Genomic DNA, 19,188 nt, shown 5'->3' with positions numbered 1-19,188 from the left:
TCTATGCTTCTGCATAACTAGTAAAACCATTAGCTAATACATTCTTGTACATTCTAATTAGTTTTTCGAAAGAAATAGGATATTTTACAGAAATTCCTTCAAAGTTGTTTTTATGAAGATCATCAAATCTCTTTTCAAAATCTTCTATAGTTATATCCTCCAAACATAAGCTCGACAAGGCAATTAATATTTTTACCAACTTACTTCTCGAACCGTGTAATTTTGGCAACAATTTTTGCATAATTGCAATGTCTAAACATTCATTATCTTTAATTGCAGGTTCCAGCGCTTTCAATTTTGTTGCTAATTGCAAAATCTCTGTTGCAGAACGATAGCCAAATTCGGCACCAACGGGTTGCAATTGTTTAAAAAATAATACCAACTCTTTTGCTATGTTGTCATTTTCAATAATGCTGTTTAGGGAAGCAATCGACAGGAAACTTTCTGCCATTGCAATTCCTTGACCTTTTAGTTTTTGTAAATCTGGAATACCAGGACTTACTAAAAAGTCTTTTATTTCGTCGTCTGTAATTCTAAATTCAATTACGTTTGCTCTGTCTAAGACCTTAGGACTAAACATGTAAGTGGTTTCATCTATGTTAACTGTTCCAATAATAAATACATTTTTAGGCCAATATATTTCTAAAGGAATTTGTAAGCCGTCTAAACTTTCTCTTGTGTTGCCAGTGTATAATTTTATAGTATCCTTAGATTCCATTATACTCAAAAAGTCTGCAAAATAACGTTCTACATGACTAAGGTTCATTTCGTCTAAAATTAGAAAGAAAGGTTTGTTTTCATTTTCATGTTTGATGGCTTCTAATAGTAAATGAATTACGCCACTGTCAGGAGTTATGTATTCTTTGCTGACCAAACCATTTGGATATCCCAGTAATGGTTCTCGATTAGTCCAATCTGCGCCTACAGGAACAATTTTATATTGATTAGTATCTTCGCAAATCCATTGTGCAAAAGTTTGTGCTATTTTGGTTTTTCCAGAACCTGAAAGGCCACTGAGGACTAGGAAAGGTTTTGAGGTTAGCGATGCGATGAAGCGGAGGATTAATAAGGATGAAAAATTGAGATTAGATTCCTGCGTTTTTTTATAGAATGCATCATAAGATAATTTGCTTCCAGAAATGTTGGAAAGATTTATGATTTCATTTGTTTTCAATTTTAAATCTGAAATCTTTTTTAAATTACTTTCTTGTGAAATGAACTCTCGTAAAAATTTAATATAGTTATTTTTGCCTAAAACAGCTTCTGGAGCACCTCTATTTGTGGCATAACTAAAAGTTTTCCACTCATGGTTTTTTTTGTCACTTTTTGAAAGGATCAACTTTTCAATTTCATTTACAGAGTGCTCAGGATTTTTAGGATCAATGTTAAATAAATAGCCATCAAAATAATTTTTATTCCAAAAGTTCAAAACTTTAGTAGTAACCAATCCATCATAAGATTTTCTAAAGTTAATAGGATTGTTAAACCATTCTGCAAAAGAATCCTGAACAAAATTATTATTTACTGTTTCTAATTTCGTAAAGTCATTATAATTTTTAAGCTTTTCTATTCGATTGTTACCTGCAACTAGAAAGTCATATTGAGATACATTGAAATCTTCACCTAATAGATCATAAATTGCAAGGAAGATTGATCGTCCCACTTCAGTGTCAATTTTTCTAAATGCTTGATTGGCAATTGATTTTGTGTCAGGGCCAATATTTGGAGCATCTTTTAGTGAAGGGTAAATATAAAAATCATCTTTCGTGAGTGTTTTAGGCAGAAATTTAAATATTTCAACTTCTAGTTTAAAATATTTTTCATCTTCTTCATTCTGAGGGAGATTTACAACTTTACCAATTGCTCTTAATCCATTGTTATATGAATGAATTTTTTTAGAATTATCGCCACTTATAACAATGAAAACTATATCATCGATGGAAATCTCGTCTTTATGCCAAGATAACCTATCAAAGGTTACTGTAGATGACATATTTAATATTTGACCAATCGTATTTTGATCATTTGTTCTAATTGAGTAAAAATTCATTAAATATTTGTTTTATTTTTAAAATTCAAACTTAACTATAAAGCTTCTGGAGATCGCCTGCCAGAGAAATGTAAATATATAGTTTAAGATACTTACATTTTTAAAAAAGTAAGAATTTATTTTGAAATCTTAAAAAATAATTCTGTATTAAATCCCCTTGTTTTTGACGAAACAAATTAGATAATGCTCCGTAAACCTGTAAAAACTTTACATACTCGTTTCTTTGTTCAATGGGAAATTGTTCCCAAATACTCATGGCAATAAAACGTTTAAAATTTCTTGACTGATCCTCTCAATCAACGGCGTAGTAACAGAATTTCCTGCCTGCATGTACAATTTACTATTGGCAATATTTGGCAGAATATATTTTTCCATTGGATATCCTTGAAAAGCAAAACACTCTTTTGGAGTTAATTTTCGAATTCCGTAATCATCTAAAATCAGCGGTACATTATGACCTCCCGTTCCCATGTTTGCGGTTAAGGTTGGGCAAACCTGACTTTTATTTTCCCTTACATAAACTCTTCTCCATTGATAAATTGTATCTTTTGAAGTAATAGTTTTTTCTAATTCAGGGTAATATTGGTGGTCTTTTTTATAATAAAGATTATCGGCTTGTTTTCCTTTTTCTAAAATATCGTGGATTGTTTTTGTCAAAGGAATTGGCTCTGGAAATCTAAAATCGCCATGATTTGGCACTTGCTCTTTGTCAAATGCAATGATAAAAATTCGCTCTCTATTTTGCGGAACATTCGCGTGCGTAGAAGAATTTAAAACTTTGGTGTACGCTTTGTAGCCTAGTTTTTCTTCTAATATTTCTAAAATTACCTTAAACGTATTTCCTTTGTCGTGCGAAACTAAATTTTTTACATTTTCAAGGAAAACCACTTTCGGTCTTTTTGTTTCAATAATTTTTTCAAGATCAAAAAACAAAGTTCCTCGCGTATCATGAAAACCTTTTCTGTTGCCGGCAATAGAGAAAGCCTGGCACGGAAAACCGGCACACAATACTTGGAAATCGTCTGGAATATAATTTTTAATGGTCTTTTGGGTAATGTCACCAAATGGAAATTCGCCAAAATTAGCTTGATAGGTTTTTTTTGAATCAGGATTCCATTCGCTTGTGTAGACACATTCGCCGCCAATATTTTGCAAAGCAATTCTAAAACCTCCAATTCCGGCAAATAAATCTATAAATTTAAAATCGGACTTTTTAGAAGTTTTAAACGGAACATTTTCTACTTCAGATTTCAATTGTTTTACGGCAGGATCAGCAAACAGGTTTTTGTTTTCTTTCCCATTTTTTTCCGCGGCAATTTCATTTAAATAAGTCAGCGCTTCTTCTTCATAATGATTTTTTACGTCGTTATGAAGATTATGTAAATAATGAGTTATAACAGCTTTTTTATTGTCTTCTTCTTCTAAATTTCTAATTTTAAGATTTTTATCGTCGAATTTTTCAATACTTGTTTTTTCTGCTGCCTTCATTTTTTTCGCTAAAATTATAAGGTGCAATTTATAAATAATAATCCGAAATCGGGAATTATATTTTTGCCCAAATCATCTTTGTTCGGCTTACAAATAGAGTGTCTATTTATCCTTTTTTCCCCACTTAATTTTCATTTTTCCTTCATTGTCGTAAGCAATTAAATGCAGTACGATACCACGTTCACGAACCGCTTTTCGTTCTTCTTTGGTAGCAAGACTGGCGTCGTTTTTTGAATTTCGAAGCGGAATCGTAAGGGCGAGATTAGTGCCTCGGCCAAAAGAATAAATTCCGTCAATGTCAAAGTTTAAAACATTCGAACTTATGGTTAGTTTATTAATATCGACTTGTTCACCGCGAAGATTAAGCGAACCCGATAAATCGCTAAACGTAATATTTTCGACATCGCGGCGCGGAAAAGCAAACTTGCCTATTTTTACAATAGGGTCAAAGTTGAGTAAGGCACCTTGGTTGACATTAAAATCTAATTTTCCTTTCATAGAATTGACAATCAAATCGCCATTACTGCTCATCAATCCAACAACATTGGCGTTGCTGCTGAGTCGGCCCCGAATGTTTTTCGGACTAAAAGATTTGATTCCGAAGTTGTTGAAAGACCTTAAAAAACTCGCAATATCTACTCGGTTTACCTGCGCTGTCGAACTAAAAATATATTGGTTGCCGCTTGGCTGAATCGCTCCGTTAAACGTAATACTGCCTCCAGAAGTCTGCAGTGTTCCGTTTTTGAGCAGTAATTTAGAATTCAGCATTTGCAATGTTGCGTTTGTATTGGTTGCTGTAAGCGAGCCGTAAGTAATTTTATCGGCTTTAAGATTAATCACCGCCGTACATTTTTCTATAACCAATTTGAGCTGATTCGTAAAATTGACGTTCGCCTTTTTTACTTGTTTTTTCTGAGCGATTTTTTGAGACGGAGAATTTTTCAAAATGCCTAAAAATTGTTTCACGTCAATATACGGACAGTAAATATTCCAGTTTACCACCATTTTTTCGGGCGCGTCGTAATACAGATTCAGGAAATTATCAATTTTTCCGTCGATGCGAATGATGTTCTTTTTGTGTTTGTAAGCGATTTTTTTAATGTAAAGCGCTTGTTCCGTAAACGATAATTGTACCGCTGTTTTTTCGGCATGAATGTTTTTCGGAACATAATCAAACGTAGCATTGTCAATATCGACATCGCCTGTAAAACGAGGTTTGTTGATATATAAATCGACAATGTCAAACTGAAATCTTAAATTGGCTTTCGCACGACCGCTTTCAAAATGAAGAATTTTTTCATTCATCATTCCGTTCAGTTTTGAAATGTCAAAATCGGCATTTACAATTCCAGTTGCAATTGGTTTTTCGAGATTATTGATAACAGCCTGCGAAATTTGAAGCGGAATAGTTTCATATTCGGCTTTAAAATGTGTCAAAATAATAGCAGAATTGGGATCGCTGAAACCTTTTTCGGGTTTAAAATTATTCGTAAATATTCCTTTAAAAGAACAATTGGTAAACAACCCGTCGGGAATTGTAAGTTCGTTGTTTCGAATATCGGCCTGAACCACAATTTTAGGATCGCCTTCTGCATTAAGATCGCCATTGATAGTGCAATTTACTTCGATTGGTTTTTTTAAATCAAACTGATCGAGTTTCGAACTAATATTGGCAGACAATAAATTAGAAGCATTTCGCCATAAAATATTGGTTTCGATAGTGATTCCGAAAAGTGAATTTTGTTTTCCGATATTGAAAAAAGCAGCGATTTCAAAAGCATCAGAACCAATTTTAAGTTTTTGGGTTTTAATGTTTATTTTTTGATGTTCTTCAGAATATGAAATATCAAAATTTCCTTCAAGCACTTTTTCTTTGGCAAAACTTCCGTGAACCGTATTAAAAGCGAGGCTGTTAATTTTGGTTTTTAGGAACAAATTTGTGTGCCAGTTGTCATCATCATAATCTACTTTAGAATCTAAACTCGCCACATCAAAATCAAACAATTTATGCCCCAGATGATTGTCTATAATGACATGAACATTGTTGAGGTTTACTTCGTCAATTGTAGTTTCCGGTTTTTCATTGCTAGATGCGGTTTTCTTTTTTTTAGGTTTAAAGATGTTCACATTCGAATAACCATTTTCAGCCTTATAAATGTAAATCTGAGCATCGTTAATCAGGATTTTATGAATGTTGATTTCATTATGCAATAAACTCCAAATGTTCAAACGTGCCTCGATTTCCTTAGCTTTTAATAAAGTATGTTTATGACTCTGCCATTGATTGTCTTTTATTTCGACTTCTTTTAAAGCCAAAGTAAAATTCGGAAAACCAGTTAAAAATTTATAATGGAAATCGGTCACATGGAATTTACCGTTAATGTTTTCATTGATTTTATGGTTGACTTTTGCAATAATTTCGGTTTTATTCTGATTGAAATAAATAGACAAACCACCGCAGGCAATTAGAAGTATTGCAATTAACCCCAAAATAAAAAATCCAAACCGTTTGGCATATTTTTTAAAAGGATCAGATAGAAGAAAGGATTTTATTTGGAGTAAAGTTTGCTGCATTTTAATTGAATCTTAGGTAGTATTAAAGATACTACAAAAAATATTAACATTTTATTAGTTTGGTTTTCAAACCAATATGTCGTAAATTGAGATATAAAAAAAGAGTATACAGTTGATAATTAATGACAATACATTTATAATGAAAACTAATTTAGTAATCGTGTTTGATTTGTTTTAAATTTTTAAATTTGTACTGTAGTTTGAAAGTTAATCATTCAGACATAATTTTAATCTTAATATATTATGGCATTAGCAATAACAGATGCTACTTTTGATGAAGTAGTTTTAAAATCAGATAAACCAGTAATGGTAGACTTTTGGGCAGCATGGTGTGGTCCTTGTAGAATGGTTGGTCCAATCATTGACCAATTAAGCGACGAGTACGCTGGTAAAGTAGTTGTTGGTAAAGTAGATGTAGATGCGAACCAAGAATTTGCTGCAAAATATGGTGTGCGTAACATACCAACCGTTTTGGTATTTCATAACGGTGAAGTAGTAGGAAAACAAGTAGGAGTAGCTCCTAAACAAACCTACGCAGATAGTTTAGACGCTTTATTGTAATCTTAAAAGATTACGATTGATATAAAAAAGGTTTGACGAAAGTCAAACCTTTTTTATTGCTTTTAAAAATTAAAAATGGACTTTCTAATTTCCAATTGTAGTTTTGTCGCCTTTGGCAGCTCGCTTATTGTATAGTTTTTCTCCGTAAACTTATCGTTTTTTGCTTCTGTTTTTAAGGGTGTCAAATCAATTTGAAGACCGCCGTATTTAAGGTATTTTTGATAATCGATTTCTTGTGTTGTATTAACATAGGTTTTTAATTCTTCTAATGATTTTCCCGAAATCTCTTTTGCAGCAGACCAGAATTCATCTTCAGTAAAACCTCTTTCTTTTTTCTCAAAATATTCATTGTATAAAAAACGCATAACATCGTCAAGCGATTTTTTATTGGCTGTATTGTTTCTAATTTCTAAATCCAAAAGCAAACCAATTGTTGGCCCTTTGTCGTAATATGAAATCGTAGTCTGTTTGGCGTTGCTTTCATTATTGAAAAAGTTTGACCAAATATCAAAACTGGATTGTGCCAGAGACATATGACGGCATCCTTCTTCGTTTTCATATTTTTTAATAGAACCAGAAAGGTATTGTAAGGCATCTTTTCCTTCCATTAATCCTGCTTTTACCATGATAAGATATTCATAATAAACCGTAAAACCTTCAGAAAACCAAAGCATCGTAGTATAGTTTTCTTTATTATAATCAAAAGGACCTAATTCTATAGGGCGAATTGCTTTTACATTATAAAGATGAAAATATTCGTGCGTTACAAAATTCATAAAATCCAGATAATCTTTTCGAGATTTTGAATCGAAAGAACCTTTTGTAAAAATGGCCTGCGAGTTCCAGTGTTCCAAACCGCCGCCGCCGGCTTCCATCATAATATAACTGTAATTTTCATAAGGCACTTTCTTCATAATTGAGGTTGTCGCACTCATGATTTTTTTCAGGTCGCCAACAAACTTCTCTTCCTCAAGTCCTTGAGGTGTCGCTACTCCCAGCGAATATTTTTTTCCTTCATTTTCAAATTCGATAGTTTTTTGATTTCCAATGTAAATTGGACTATCGTAAAAAACATCAATATTTTTGGCGTAGAAACTGTTTTTGGTTTCATCGATGCATTTTAATCCAGTCGAAATTTTACTCCACTTTGAAGGTTTATTCAAGGTTACCGTAACAGGATTATTGATCTTGTTTTCGACATGCATAAAAATGGTGTTCGGCATTATAAAAGCCTTTTCTGAATCTACATAAGATTCTGCAACCGATTTTTTATTGGCAAAAACTCGATATTTTACACTAATTTTTGACGCTGCACCATTTTCTACTACCCAGCTGTTTTTGGTCGATTTTTTCCATTTAATTTTTTGGTTTTTATCATCGGTAACTTCAAAATCAACAATATATCTTGGCGTATTTAAAATCAAATAATAGCCTGGAGTCCAAACCGGAAGAATTAAATTGGTTTTTTTGGAATGAAGATTTTCAAAGTTTAAAACAACTTCTACATAGTGCGACTGCGAATCTTCAAAAGAAACAGAAAAATCCATTTTGATCTCTTCATTATCTATTTTGTCTGCTGCTTTACAAATAAAAAAAGTATGTAAAAGCAGTACACAATAGCACAATTTTATGGCTTTTGTCATTATTTAAGGTTTTTAAGGTTGGATTTGTTTTTGGTAACTATTTTAGATTCTGTATAATACGTAAATGGCAATAATTTATTAATTGAGCAGAAAAATATAAAAAATATCGAAATATAAGAAGCCGTTTTGAATAAACTTTGAAGAAATAGTTGAAATAACTTTATAAAGGTAATATTATCGTAATTGTAGTGCCCAGATCAGGTTTGGAGCAGAGTTCGATTTTACAATTTATTGCCGAAGCAAGATCACGAGTTAAATGGATTCCCAACCCCGATTTTTTTTAACCTGATTTTTAAATAAAAATAGTGTATATTTGATAGTTGTGAATCAATTTAAAATATTGAAAATGAAAAAGTTATATTTATTATTTGTGCTATTTAACGTAACAATTGGTTTCGCTCAAAATAGCGAAGCATTACAAAAAATCATACAGCAGCAAGAACTAGATTGGAATAAAAATGACATGAAATCTTTTTCTCAAGCATTTAGTGAAGACGCCATTTTGATCAATTTTTTAGGAATGTACTGGAAAGGTAAAGAAGAAATAATTACTCAGTTTTCGCATATAAACGAATGCTGCATCAAGCCAACATCGGTCAAATTCGAATGGATTGATTCTAAAACTTTATCTGAAAATGCGGCGGTTGCACATATTAAGGAAACATTGACGGCAAAAGAAGATTATGCGGTTCCAGGCGGAATGGTTAAAAAAGGAACTGTCAATAGTAAATTTATTACAGCTGTTTTCGAAAAGAAGAATGCCGTTTGGAAAATTACAAGTATGCAGGTAACGCAGGTTAATGCACCACCAAATAAACCAAATTAATGTAACCAATTTGAGTTTTTTTTTAAGACCTCACAGCTTTATAAACTGTGAGGTCTTTGTAATTTAGTTTATATCTTAACTAATTAGTGGCTGTGAGTTTCACTGTTTTCATAACCAATTACAGTAATCATGTAAGGCGTGCTTGAAACCTTTGTCTTTTTGATTTCTGATGTAGGAATATTTACTTGTAATAGTTCTCCTGTACTTGGCGACGTGATGTAAGCAAATCGATCTGTTACCGCAATTTGAGGTTTTAATATTGCATCTGCTGCAGTTTCAGTGGTTGCTTTAATTTCTTTTTCTACTTGTAAGCTATTGATGTTGTAAAGTTTAAATTCTCCAGAATGCAAAAGAACAGCCAGTTTTTTATGGTCGTAACTTGTTTTGCATTGCATAATCGCTGTACTTTGAATAATAGGTTTTACTGTATTGGCAGCAACATCAATTAAATAAGCTCCTTTTGCAGCAGTGTATCCAATAAATTTTCCTGCAGAAGCCGTTTCTAAAATACTTCCAAACCAAGCCGTTCCAAAATCTTCTGGATGATTGATTAATTTTTGGTTTCCGTTACTTTCTACAACCAAAATACCGCTTGCAGATCCAAAAACAGCGTAAACACCGTCTGAAGCATTTCCGTGAATTCCCTTTGTTGCGATTTTAGCATCAAAAAGTGTTTTTCCTGTATTGTCGATAATTTTTACTTTTTCAGGAAGTGTTCCTGCAACCGAATTATCTTTCTCCGTAATCGCATAAGTTCCGTTTGTAAAAGTGGCCATAGCGCCGTGATGTGCCAATAATCCTGCGTTTATCGTTTTAAATGCTGCGCCAGATTTGTTTACATCAGCTTCTTTTCCAACAGAAAGCGTTCCGTCTCCGTCATTAAAAGTCAGGATTTCACCAATTTTACTTTTAAAATGTGTTGGTTTTTGCGCGCTTGTGTTCAAAAAACCAAATTTCGGAACATCATCAACATCAATATGATCGCCGTGCAGTTCTAGTCCGCTGTCAAAAGTTTCTACGAAATTATTATCTCGGTGAATAATTCCCGCAAATCTTCCAGATTCTGTGGTGTACAAAGCAGATTTTGGAAATTTAGCCGTAAGAGAACTGATTTTATTTTCTGACGGATCAAAAAGCGTTAACTCAGTCGTTTTTTCGTCAGAAAGTAAAATTCTAACAAAGGTGTGTTCGCCAGAAGTTTCTTCGTGATCATGATCGTCATGATTGTCATCGTCGTTACTGCACGAAAATGCAAAAAGAGATAATGCGAATAAAAAAAGCAGTTTGTAAAATTTGTTTTTCATTGTAATAAAGGATTAAAAATTTGTGAATATTTGAGTTTTGAATTGCCGGATTTATCGTGAAACCAAAAACGGAATTTTCATCGATACAATAATATTCCGGCCGGCTTCCGGAAGTTCGATAAGGCGGTAAAAGCTTGTGTGATTTAAATATCTCGTATTAAATAAATTTTGGATCTGAATGCTGATGCTGACATCTTGTTTTGCAGCTTTTATTTTTGAACCAAATGCGAGATTAAAAACATGACTTTCGGCAGTTTTCTTTTCTGGCGGAACGATATTGTCTTGTTTTCCTGTAATGCGATAATCGACAGAGAAATAAGAATCTTTTAAAAAACTGATTTCAGGCTCATAATTAAGTCCTAATAAAACAGAAGGAGGTGGTGAAAACGGCAGTGTATAGCCTTTTTTACTGCCCGATTTTTGTTCCGAATACAGATATTCGGCAGCGATTTCTACACTTAGAGATTTTATGAAATAATATCTCGTCTGCAATTCGGCACCGTAACGAAACACTTTACTCTGCTCATATTCAAAAACCTGATTTCCTGCGCCATAATAAATATCATGAGCTGAAGTTGGATTGAGATAAATGAAATTCGGAAAATAATTAGCAAACGGTGTCAATTGAAAAGTCCAGTTTTGTGCGGCCCATTCCATTCCTAAATCCAGTTGATACGAGCGTTCGGCATCCAAATTGGGGTTTCCTTTTTCAAATCGGAAATAATGATAATTTACACCATTTGAAGCCAGTTCTTTCGCAATCGGCATTCTGAAACTAGAACCTAAATTGGCTTTCAGCGAAAGTTTCCCCGGATTGTAATTTGCTCCAACCGACCACGTAAAACTGTCGAAGGTTTTTGTCAGATCTTCGGAACGCTGTAAATATTCTAAACGCGTCTGATTGTTTTCTGAAATTTCACTCTGAAACCAATCAGAATACGATTCCATTTTGATTTTTCCGTAATCATAACGAACAGCGCCGTGTAAAAACCATTTTTCGTTCAGTTCGATTTTATCATAGATAAATAAACCCGCATTGAATTGCGTAAAAGCCGGAATTAAAAAACTCCAGCCGCCAATTTCATTTTGCTGATAAACCGCATTCGAACCAATTGTAATTTGATGACGGTTTACAGCAAATTCATCTTTTGCAGAAAACGACCAGACATTTTTATCGTATTGACGTTCCAAATTCTGTGGCGCATACATATCTTCAGGATAAATGGGCGGCATATAACCGTGATTTACGTAATGACTCCATTCTCTTCTAAAGTTATTTTGAAAACCAAACTGCGTTTCAAAAGCATGATTTTCGAATTGAAAAGAAGTTGTGTTGCTGACCTTTAAATGATTAACTTCTTGATATGGCATCAAAATATCACGGCTCGATTTGTCGTGTAAATCGGTATTCACATTTCTAGGTTCAAGTCCGTGCGCATTCGCGAAGAATCCGCTTTTTGTATGAACATTACTGAAATAAAAAACCGACTTAAAATGATCTCCCGAATATCCCGTGCTGAGGTGAAAATCAAGTTCTCGCCCAGCCGTATTTCGCAAATGGTTTTTGTAAAGCGGAACCGCATAACTGTATACATGAACCGTATCTGTCGGAACGCGGTAATCGCCATAATCCATTGTCGTGACACGCGAATCAAAGAACCAATTTTCATTTCTTCCAAATAAATTAAAAGAACTTCCAAATTGGGCATTGTTGCTTTTTCCTGTAATATCAACACTTCCGCCAAAAGTATTTTTGGATGGAAGTGGAAGTGGTTTGATATTTATCGCACCACCGACAGCATCAGATCCGTAAATAAATGAAGAAGGACCTTTTATAATTTCAACCCGATTGACAGCATATTGATCAATTTCCAATCCGTGATCGGCGCCCCATTGCTGGCCTTCGTGTTTCAAACCATTTTCGACCACAATAACCTGATTAAAACTCAAACCTCGAATCAGCGGTTTTGAACCTCCCGAACCAATCGAAATTGTTTTTACACCAGGCAATTTCTGCAAAGACTGCATCAGGCTTCCGCCGAGGTTTCGCTGAATGAAACTATTGTTTACCGTTTCAACATTCAGCGATTCTTCTTTTTTGCGTTTTTCAACAGAATTATTGTTGATTAAAACTTCGTCAAGCTCTTTAATTTCTGGTTTTTTTCCTGAAGGCTGATTTTGAGAAAAAGCCGTTACTGAAATTAATAAACTGATGAGTAAAAAATAATTTTTCCACAAAAGGAATTGGGCATTCTTCATTAATCTGGATTTATAAAATTTTAATACTTAAACCTTTCAGCGTCTGCCAGCCTTCTTTGTCCGTCAAGCGAATCATAAAATGATAATCTCCCGGATCAACATCTGCCGGAATCGTAATCTGCGCTGTTGCCTCATAATTTTTCACACCATCAGGAATAGTGTAATTGTTGATGAAAAGCATTGGTTTTACAGGTTTTTTTACGGCTTCCATTTCGCAGCTGGTAACTTCTGTGCTGTGTGTATGATGATCAAAATTGTGATGGATATCAAGGCTGTAAGAACCAAGCGCGACGTTATCATTAAAAATGGCTTTAAAAGTGATTGTTTGACCGCGCTCGATTCTACTGCATTGAATAGGGAAAGAAGTTGCTCCAGTTATATCAATTACAGGATATTCTGTATCAATTTCTGCGTTATCGCTGGAGCATGAGGAAATGAAAACAAGTGCAAAAACACCTATTAGAAACTTTATTTTTTTCATATTTTTTTTGATTTAATTAAAGTGCAAATGGAAGCTCGATCGCTTGTGAAAAATTGATATTGTAGGTCGTGTTTTTATACAAAACCAAAAAAGTATAATTGCCGGAAGCCCATAATTTATTGGCAGTTAAATCTTGCGGAACAGGAGAATTGTTGTCTTTTGCAGCGCCAATTGTCAGCTTTGGCGTATCTCTGGTAAACTTAACGCCGTCCCAAGGAATGTTAGAAAATTGACCAGCATCTGCTACGTTTTTATGCTCAAAAACATCATAAACAATTACTTTGCTAAAATCAATTTGATCTACACTTTCCGGATTGTGTTTTACATTCTTATTAATCAAAAGCAAATACATAATTCCGTCGCCTTTTACGCCTTCAAGCGTAATCTGAGAACTGAAAATATCGTTGTTTTTAAATTTAGCTTCCGCATCAGAAAATTTCCCTTTTCGATACATAAAAGCATCATTTATAAAAACGGTAAATACCGAAACGACTGGGTTTACGGGAATATTTTCTATTTTGTAAATCGTTAGGTTTTTCTTTATTTCCAGCTTCGTTCCGTTTTGATCTTTTACAATGATGATGAAATCGTATTTTCCCTCGGCCGCATCTTCAGGAATATCAAAATGTTTGTGAACCGTTGCATTTTTTGCTCCTGCATATTGTGTCCAGGTTATTTCGTGCGACCATACTTTTGAGTAGGTTTCACCGCTTTTCTGCACAATTTTTACCTGTACATTTTCAATTTTGTCAGCAGCAATTATTTCGGCATTAAAATGGAAATCTTCGCCAATAGTGCCAGTTTCATTATTACCTAGACCCAGTTCAATTTTGTCAATAGCAGGAATTGCTTTTTCTTGTTCCTGATCGTCGTTACTGCAACTTGAAAAAGCAATCGCAGCAAAGAGCGAAGCCAGAATTAACTTTGTTATTTTCATTTTTTCTGATTTGATTTTGATCATTTTATAAAGGATTATTTGGGTTACGATTAAGTTTTGCCGGGATATGTTTGTAAGTCCCAGCGGGACGAAATGTTTATAGAAACAGCGGGACGAAATGTTTATGGAAACAGCGGGATGAAATGTTTATAGAAACAGTGGGACGAAATATTTATAGAAACAGCGCGACTAAATTTTTATAGAAAAGAATTTGTTATATGAAAAAGCTTCAGAGAAGCGACATATTTCTTTTCTAAGAATAAAAAACAGCACGGCTGTAAACAAAGCTTGATTAAAAAGCTTTAGTTCGAGTGCGATAATCGATAAAGTTGGAAGGTGTTTTTTGTGTAGAGAAAGCAATATCAATGTCAATAAAATGTATCGACTGATTAAAATAAATTTATTAGCTATTGATGCCTTTAAGATTTAAAATCATTAAAACATATAAATAGCCGAATTGCCAAAACAAATCGAACACAAAAAAATACTAAAGTGTAAAAGGCGGGGCTCGGAGTGAAAATAAGGCCCCTTTAAAAAATGCAAAATGCGGTTTGCTGTAAAAATTAAGATGTTTTACAACAGGATTATTTTTGAAAAACTGAAAAACAGTAAATTCTAAAGTGCCAACAGCGCTGAATTTAAAATCACAAATCGAACATTTATGAAATGAATGCAGGTGGGATTTAAATTGCGGTTTCTCTGAAATAGAAAATTCAATTTTTTCTTTTGAAAGTTTGGTATCAAGAATATGCTCGTACGAATGGACAGCCGGAAAAAGTATTGCGAACAATACAATTAAAGGCATAAAAAGATTAATAATTTTAAGTTTCTTTTTCATTCGTCAGGATTACTTCTGATGTGAATTTAGATCAGAATTAATGCAATGTTGTTGCAAATATAGAAATCTTATTTTCAAATGCAATGTTGTTGCAGTAATTGTTTGCGAAAAATTAATGGTTTTGTTATTTTTAGCAAATCTTATATCCTTAAAAATGAAAATTTTCTACAGCCTTCTTTGTTTTTTTATGTTGATTTCCAACGGTTTTTCTCAATCTAAAGAAAAAGAAAGTGCTTTGTTCGAAAGCGGCGTTTCAGAACAGCTGGCACACTTTAGAAAAAAACAAATTTCAGAGGTTCAATACAATTTGTCTTTTGAGATTCCGAATCAGAAAGAAGAAAATATAAATGCTCATTTAACCGTCAATTTGAATTTGTCCGATTTAAGTCAGCCTTTGCTTTTAGATTTTAGAGAGAAAACGTCAAACCTCAAAAAAATAGTCGTAAACGGAAAAAACCTTGCTATTGTTCATCAAAACGGACATATTGTAATTTCTCCTTCGGCTTTAGTTTCAGGAAAAAACAGCATTTCAATTTCGTTCATCGCTGGAAATTTATCTTTAAACAGAAATGATGATTTCTTATACACGTTGTTAGTTCCGGATCGTGCTAGTACTGTATTTCCGTGTTTTGATCAGCCAGATATAAAAGCAACTTATAAACTGAGTCTTTCTGTACCAAAAGATTGGTCAGTTTTGGCTGGAGCCGATGTAAAAGAAAAAGTAGAAAAAGGCGATTTCACGAGTTATACTTTTGGAGAATCAGATAAAATGAGCACCTATTTGTTTTCGTTTGTTGCTGGAAAGTTCAAAAATGCCACACAGCAGCCAGGTTTAGAAATGACGATGCTGTACCGTGAAAATAGTCCGGAGAAATTTCGCGTAAGTGCTGATACTATTTTCAATTTACATCAGCAATCTTTAGATTTTTTAGAAAAATATACCAAATATAAATTTCCGTTTCAAAAGTTAGATTTTGCTTCGATTCCCGTTTTTCAATATGGCGGAATGGAGCATGTTGGCGCGATTCAATATAGAGAATCAACTTTATTTTTGGACAACAGCGCAACCGACAGTGAGAAATTAAACCGAGCAAAATTGATCGCGCATGAAACCTCGCATATGTGGTTTGGCGATTTGGTCACAATGAAATGGTTTGATGATGTTTGGATGAAAGAGGTTTTTGCCAATTTTATGGCAGACAAAATTATGAATCCGATTTTCCCCAAAGTCAATCATAATCTGCAGTTTTTTACGGCGCATTATCCCAGCGCTTACGCGGAAGACCGATCTTTGGGAACACATCCGATTAAACAGCATTTGGCAAATTTAAAGAATGCGGGCTCGTTGTATGGAGCCATTATTTACAACAAAGCACCAATTATGATGCGTCAGTTAGAAGCTTCGATGGGAAAAGAACAGTTTCAAAAAGGAATCCAAAAATACATTCAGAAATATGCCAACGACAATGCGGACTGGAATAATCTGGTAGAAATTCTGGATGCCGAAACACCGCTTGATATGAAAAAATGGAGCGAAGTCTGGGTCAATAAATCGGGCAGAGCCATTTTTACGAATAAAATAGAACACGATGCTCAAAACAAAATCAAAATTTTTGATATTACGCAGCAAGCAGAAGATAAATCAGATAATATATGGCCTCAGGTTTTTCAGATTGGTTTAGTTTATGATAAAGATGTAAAGGTCTTGTCGGTTAATATTAATGATAAAAATACGATTGTAAAGGAAGCTGTCGGACTTGAAAAACCGCTTGTCGTTGTTTACAATTATAATGGTTTTGGATACGGAGTTTTTCCGCTTGACGGGAAAAATTTAAATTATATTGCTTCTTTGAAAGATGAGGTTGCAAGAGCGTCGAGTTACAGCAATCTTTACGAGAATACTTTGATTGGGAATATTTCTCCAGATCAAGCATTTCATTGTTTTCTAAAGGCAGTTCAAACAGAAGAAAATGAATTGGTTTTGAGAATTGCATCCAATAGTCTGAATACCATTTATTGGAGATTCTTTACCGAAAACCAGCAGAATAAAGTGCAAAAACAACTTGAAGGTATTCTGTACGAACGCTTGCAGGCTAAGTTATCGGCTAATATCAAAAAGACATTATTCGGTTTGTTTAGTTCAATTGCTTATTCTAATTCGGCGAAAGCCAGTTTATATAAGGTTTGGAATAGAGAAATATCCATTTCAGGTCTAAAATTAAACGAAGACGATTATACCAACATGGCAATGAATCTGGCTATTTTTGAACATCCAAAAGCTGATGAGATTTTGGAGAAAACCAGAACATCGTTTACAAATCCTGATAAACAAAAGCGTTTTGAGTTTTTGTTTCCGTCATTATCAAAAGACGAATCGGTTCGTAATGCGTTTATAGAATCTTTAAAAGACGATAAAAACCGTGAGAAAGAATCTTGGGTTTCGGTTGGTTTGGCAAATGTTCATCATCCGCTTCGTCAGGAAAGTGCTCAGAAATATATCAGATTTTCACTAGATTTGGTTGATGAAATTCAGCGCACGGGAGATATTTTCTTTCCGAAAGACTGGCTGGATAATACGGTTGGGAAATATTCATCGAAATTTGCTTTTGATGAAGTAAAGCGATTCTTAAAAGAAAACCCTAATTTTAGTCCAATTCTGAAGAGGAAATTATTTCAATCGACAGATTTGCTTTATAAAGCACAAAATATTAAAAAAGAAACCGAATGAAAATCGAATCGGAAATAGAGAAAGTCTCCAGTTTTCAGCATCTTGAAATGCTGGCGAATCAAGTTGTGGAGGGTTTTATATCGGGAATGCACAAGAGTCCGTTTCATGGATTTTCGGCCGAATTTGCTGAACATAAAGTCTATAACGCAGGCGAAAGCACCAAGCATATAGATTGGAAATTATTTGCCAAAACCGATCGTTTGTACACGAAACGTTTTGAGGAAGAAACCAATTTACGCTGCCATCTTATTGTCGATAATTCGTCGTCGATGCATTACCCCGAACTAAAATCAAACCAGCCTTTTTATGAAAAGAAGATCGGATTTGCAGTTTTGGCATCCGCGGTTTTAATGAATATTTTAAAGAAACAGCGCGATGCCGTTGGTTTAAGCGTTTTCTCAGACAAATATGAATATTATGCTCCCGAAAAAGGAAGCGATCGCCACCATAGAATGCTTTTGAGCAAACTGGAAGATTTATTGGTGCAGCCAAAAGTCAAAAAAACGACGGATACTATTACATATCTGCATCAAATAGCAGAGAAAATGCACCGCCGATCGATGATTATTTTGTTCACCGATATGTTTCAGACTGAAGACGATGAAAAGCTTTTTAACGCTTTACAGCATTTAAAACACAACAAACATAAAGTAGTTTTGTTTCATGTTGTTGATAATGAAACCGAGTTGAAGTTTGATTTTGACAACACGCCGAGGAAGTTTATCGACATAGAATCGGGAGAAGAAGTTTCTATTTTTGCAGATAATGTTAAAGTAGAATATGAAAAAAGGGCGGCGGCATATTTTAAAAACCTGGCTTTGACCTGCGCAAAGAACCAAATTAAGTACGTTGAGGTGAATGTTGGCGATAATTTCGAAAAAATATTGACTACATATTTGGTTGAAAAACAAAACTTTGGATAAATATTTTGAAATTTATTTCATTTTTTTTATAAAAACACTTGCAGAAATGAAATTCTGTACTATCTTTGCAACCGCAATAACGCAGAGGTTTGGTAGTTCAGTTGGTTAGAATACATGCCTGTCACGCATGGGGTCGCGGGTTCGAGTCCCGTCCAGACCGCAATATTGGGAAAAGCCTTTCTTAACGGAAAGGCTTTTTTGCCCAAATACGGTATCTAAGATTAGTTGTGTTGTTTTGCTACGACTTTGTAACTCGTAGCTGGTTTAGTAGTTAGACCAATGAAAAGCTTTCCACTTTTGTGGATGGCTTTTTTGATTTAAGACACTTTTGATTTAACCGCAAAGGGCGCTAAGATTTACGCAAAGGTTCGCAAAGTTTATATATGGCTTTGCGAACCTTTGCGCTTTTACTTGTTTGGTTTACTTGCAAAGAACGCTAAGGTTTTTTTGGATCAAGAACAAATCTTGGGGAGGAAATGTCAAAATAAAATAAGAGATTTGCGCTATAAGAATTTAAGATGGATCCTATAGAGCTTTTAAAATTTATGCTTCCTGATTTTTTAGTCGACCATTTTG

The 19,188-nt window shown here is 34.1% G+C and carries 12 protein-coding genes and 1 tRNA gene; 5 read left to right on the top strand and 8 right to left on the bottom strand.

The annotated features are described in order from the left end of the window. Position 1 precedes the first annotated feature (1 nt). From BSF42_RS13415 to BSF42_RS13405, 3 genes are all read right to left on the bottom strand, one after another. A complete protein-coding gene (locus tag BSF42_RS13415) occupies positions 2-2,050 on the bottom strand; it encodes an McrB family protein (RefSeq protein ID WP_095953603.1) in 2,049 nt (682 codons plus the stop codon). A gap of 252 nt (positions 2,051-2,302) precedes the next feature. Then, positions 2,303-3,538, bottom strand: a complete 1,236-nt coding sequence (locus BSF42_RS13410) for a DNA cytosine methyltransferase (protein ID WP_095953602.1) — start codon at positions 3,536-3,538, stop codon at positions 2,303-2,305. 102 nt (positions 3,539-3,640) lie between these two features. Beyond that, complete coding sequence (locus BSF42_RS13405; protein ID WP_095953601.1) at positions 3,641-6,112, bottom strand: AsmA-like C-terminal region-containing protein; 2,472 nt, start codon at positions 6,110-6,112, stop codon at positions 3,641-3,643. 243 nt (positions 6,113-6,355) lie between these two features. On the opposite strand from BSF42_RS13405, the gene trxA reads away from it, so the two are divergent. After that, a complete protein-coding gene (gene trxA / locus BSF42_RS13400) occupies positions 6,356-6,673 on the top strand; it encodes a thioredoxin (RefSeq protein ID WP_012023423.1) in 318 nt (105 codons plus the stop codon). Between the two features lie 62 nt (positions 6,674-6,735). Here trxA and BSF42_RS13395 read toward each other — a convergent pair whose 3' ends face one another. Beyond that, on the bottom strand, positions 6,736-8,316 hold the full coding sequence (locus BSF42_RS13395) for a M61 family metallopeptidase (RefSeq protein WP_095953600.1): 1,581 nt from the start codon (positions 8,314-8,316) through the stop codon (positions 6,736-6,738). A gap of 346 nt (positions 8,317-8,662) precedes the next feature. Here BSF42_RS13395 and BSF42_RS13390 point away from each other — a divergent pair, with 346 nt between their 5' ends. Then, positions 8,663-9,142, top strand: coding sequence for an SgcJ/EcaC family oxidoreductase (locus tag BSF42_RS13390; RefSeq protein ID WP_095953599.1), 480 nt, complete (start codon positions 8,663-8,665; stop codon positions 9,140-9,142). A gap of 83 nt (positions 9,143-9,225) precedes the next feature. Here BSF42_RS13390 and BSF42_RS13385 read toward each other — a convergent pair whose 3' ends face one another. From BSF42_RS13385 to BSF42_RS13370, 4 genes are read right to left on the bottom strand one after another with little or no spacing between them, the layout of a single operon-like run. Beyond that, complete coding sequence (locus BSF42_RS13385) at positions 9,226-10,446, bottom strand: hypothetical protein (protein ID WP_095953598.1); 1,221 nt, start codon at positions 10,444-10,446, stop codon at positions 9,226-9,228. Between the two features lie 51 nt (positions 10,447-10,497). After that, on the bottom strand, positions 10,498-12,705 hold the full coding sequence (locus BSF42_RS13380; protein WP_095953597.1) for a TonB-dependent receptor: 2,208 nt from the start codon (positions 12,703-12,705) through the stop codon (positions 10,498-10,500). Between the two features lie 10 nt (positions 12,706-12,715). Then, positions 12,716-13,186 (bottom strand): DUF4625 domain-containing protein, encoded by a 471-nt coding sequence (locus BSF42_RS13375; RefSeq protein ID WP_095953596.1) that lies wholly within the window; start codon positions 13,184-13,186, stop codon positions 12,716-12,718. A 16-nt stretch (positions 13,187-13,202) separates the two neighbouring features. Then, on the bottom strand, positions 13,203-14,123 hold the full coding sequence (locus BSF42_RS13370) for a DUF4625 domain-containing protein (protein WP_172426687.1): 921 nt from the start codon (positions 14,121-14,123) through the stop codon (positions 13,203-13,205). A 992-nt stretch (positions 14,124-15,115) separates the two neighbouring features. Between BSF42_RS13370 and BSF42_RS13360 the strand changes: the two genes are divergently transcribed. From BSF42_RS13360 to BSF42_RS13350, 3 genes are all read left to right on the top strand, one after another. Further along, a complete protein-coding gene (locus tag BSF42_RS13360) occupies positions 15,116-17,689 on the top strand; it encodes a M1 family aminopeptidase (protein WP_095953797.1) in 2,574 nt (857 codons plus the stop codon). Next, on the top strand, positions 17,686-18,612 hold the full coding sequence (locus tag BSF42_RS13355; RefSeq protein ID WP_095953593.1) for a DUF58 domain-containing protein: 927 nt from the start codon (positions 17,686-17,688) through the stop codon (positions 18,610-18,612). Before BSF42_RS13360 ends, BSF42_RS13355 begins: the two co-directional genes overlap by 4 nt. A gap of 86 nt (positions 18,613-18,698) precedes the next feature. Then, positions 18,699-18,772: transfer RNA gene (locus tag BSF42_RS13350), tRNA-Asp, on the top strand. Positions 18,773-19,188: the final 416 nt, after the last annotated feature.

The sequence above is a fragment of the Flavobacterium sp. ACN6 genome (genome assembly GCF_002304005.1).
Lineage (GTDB): Bacteria > Bacteroidota > Bacteroidia > Flavobacteriales > Flavobacteriaceae > Flavobacterium.
Note: the sequence above shows the minus strand (reverse complement) of the source record. Positions and strands in the feature narration are given on the sequence as shown.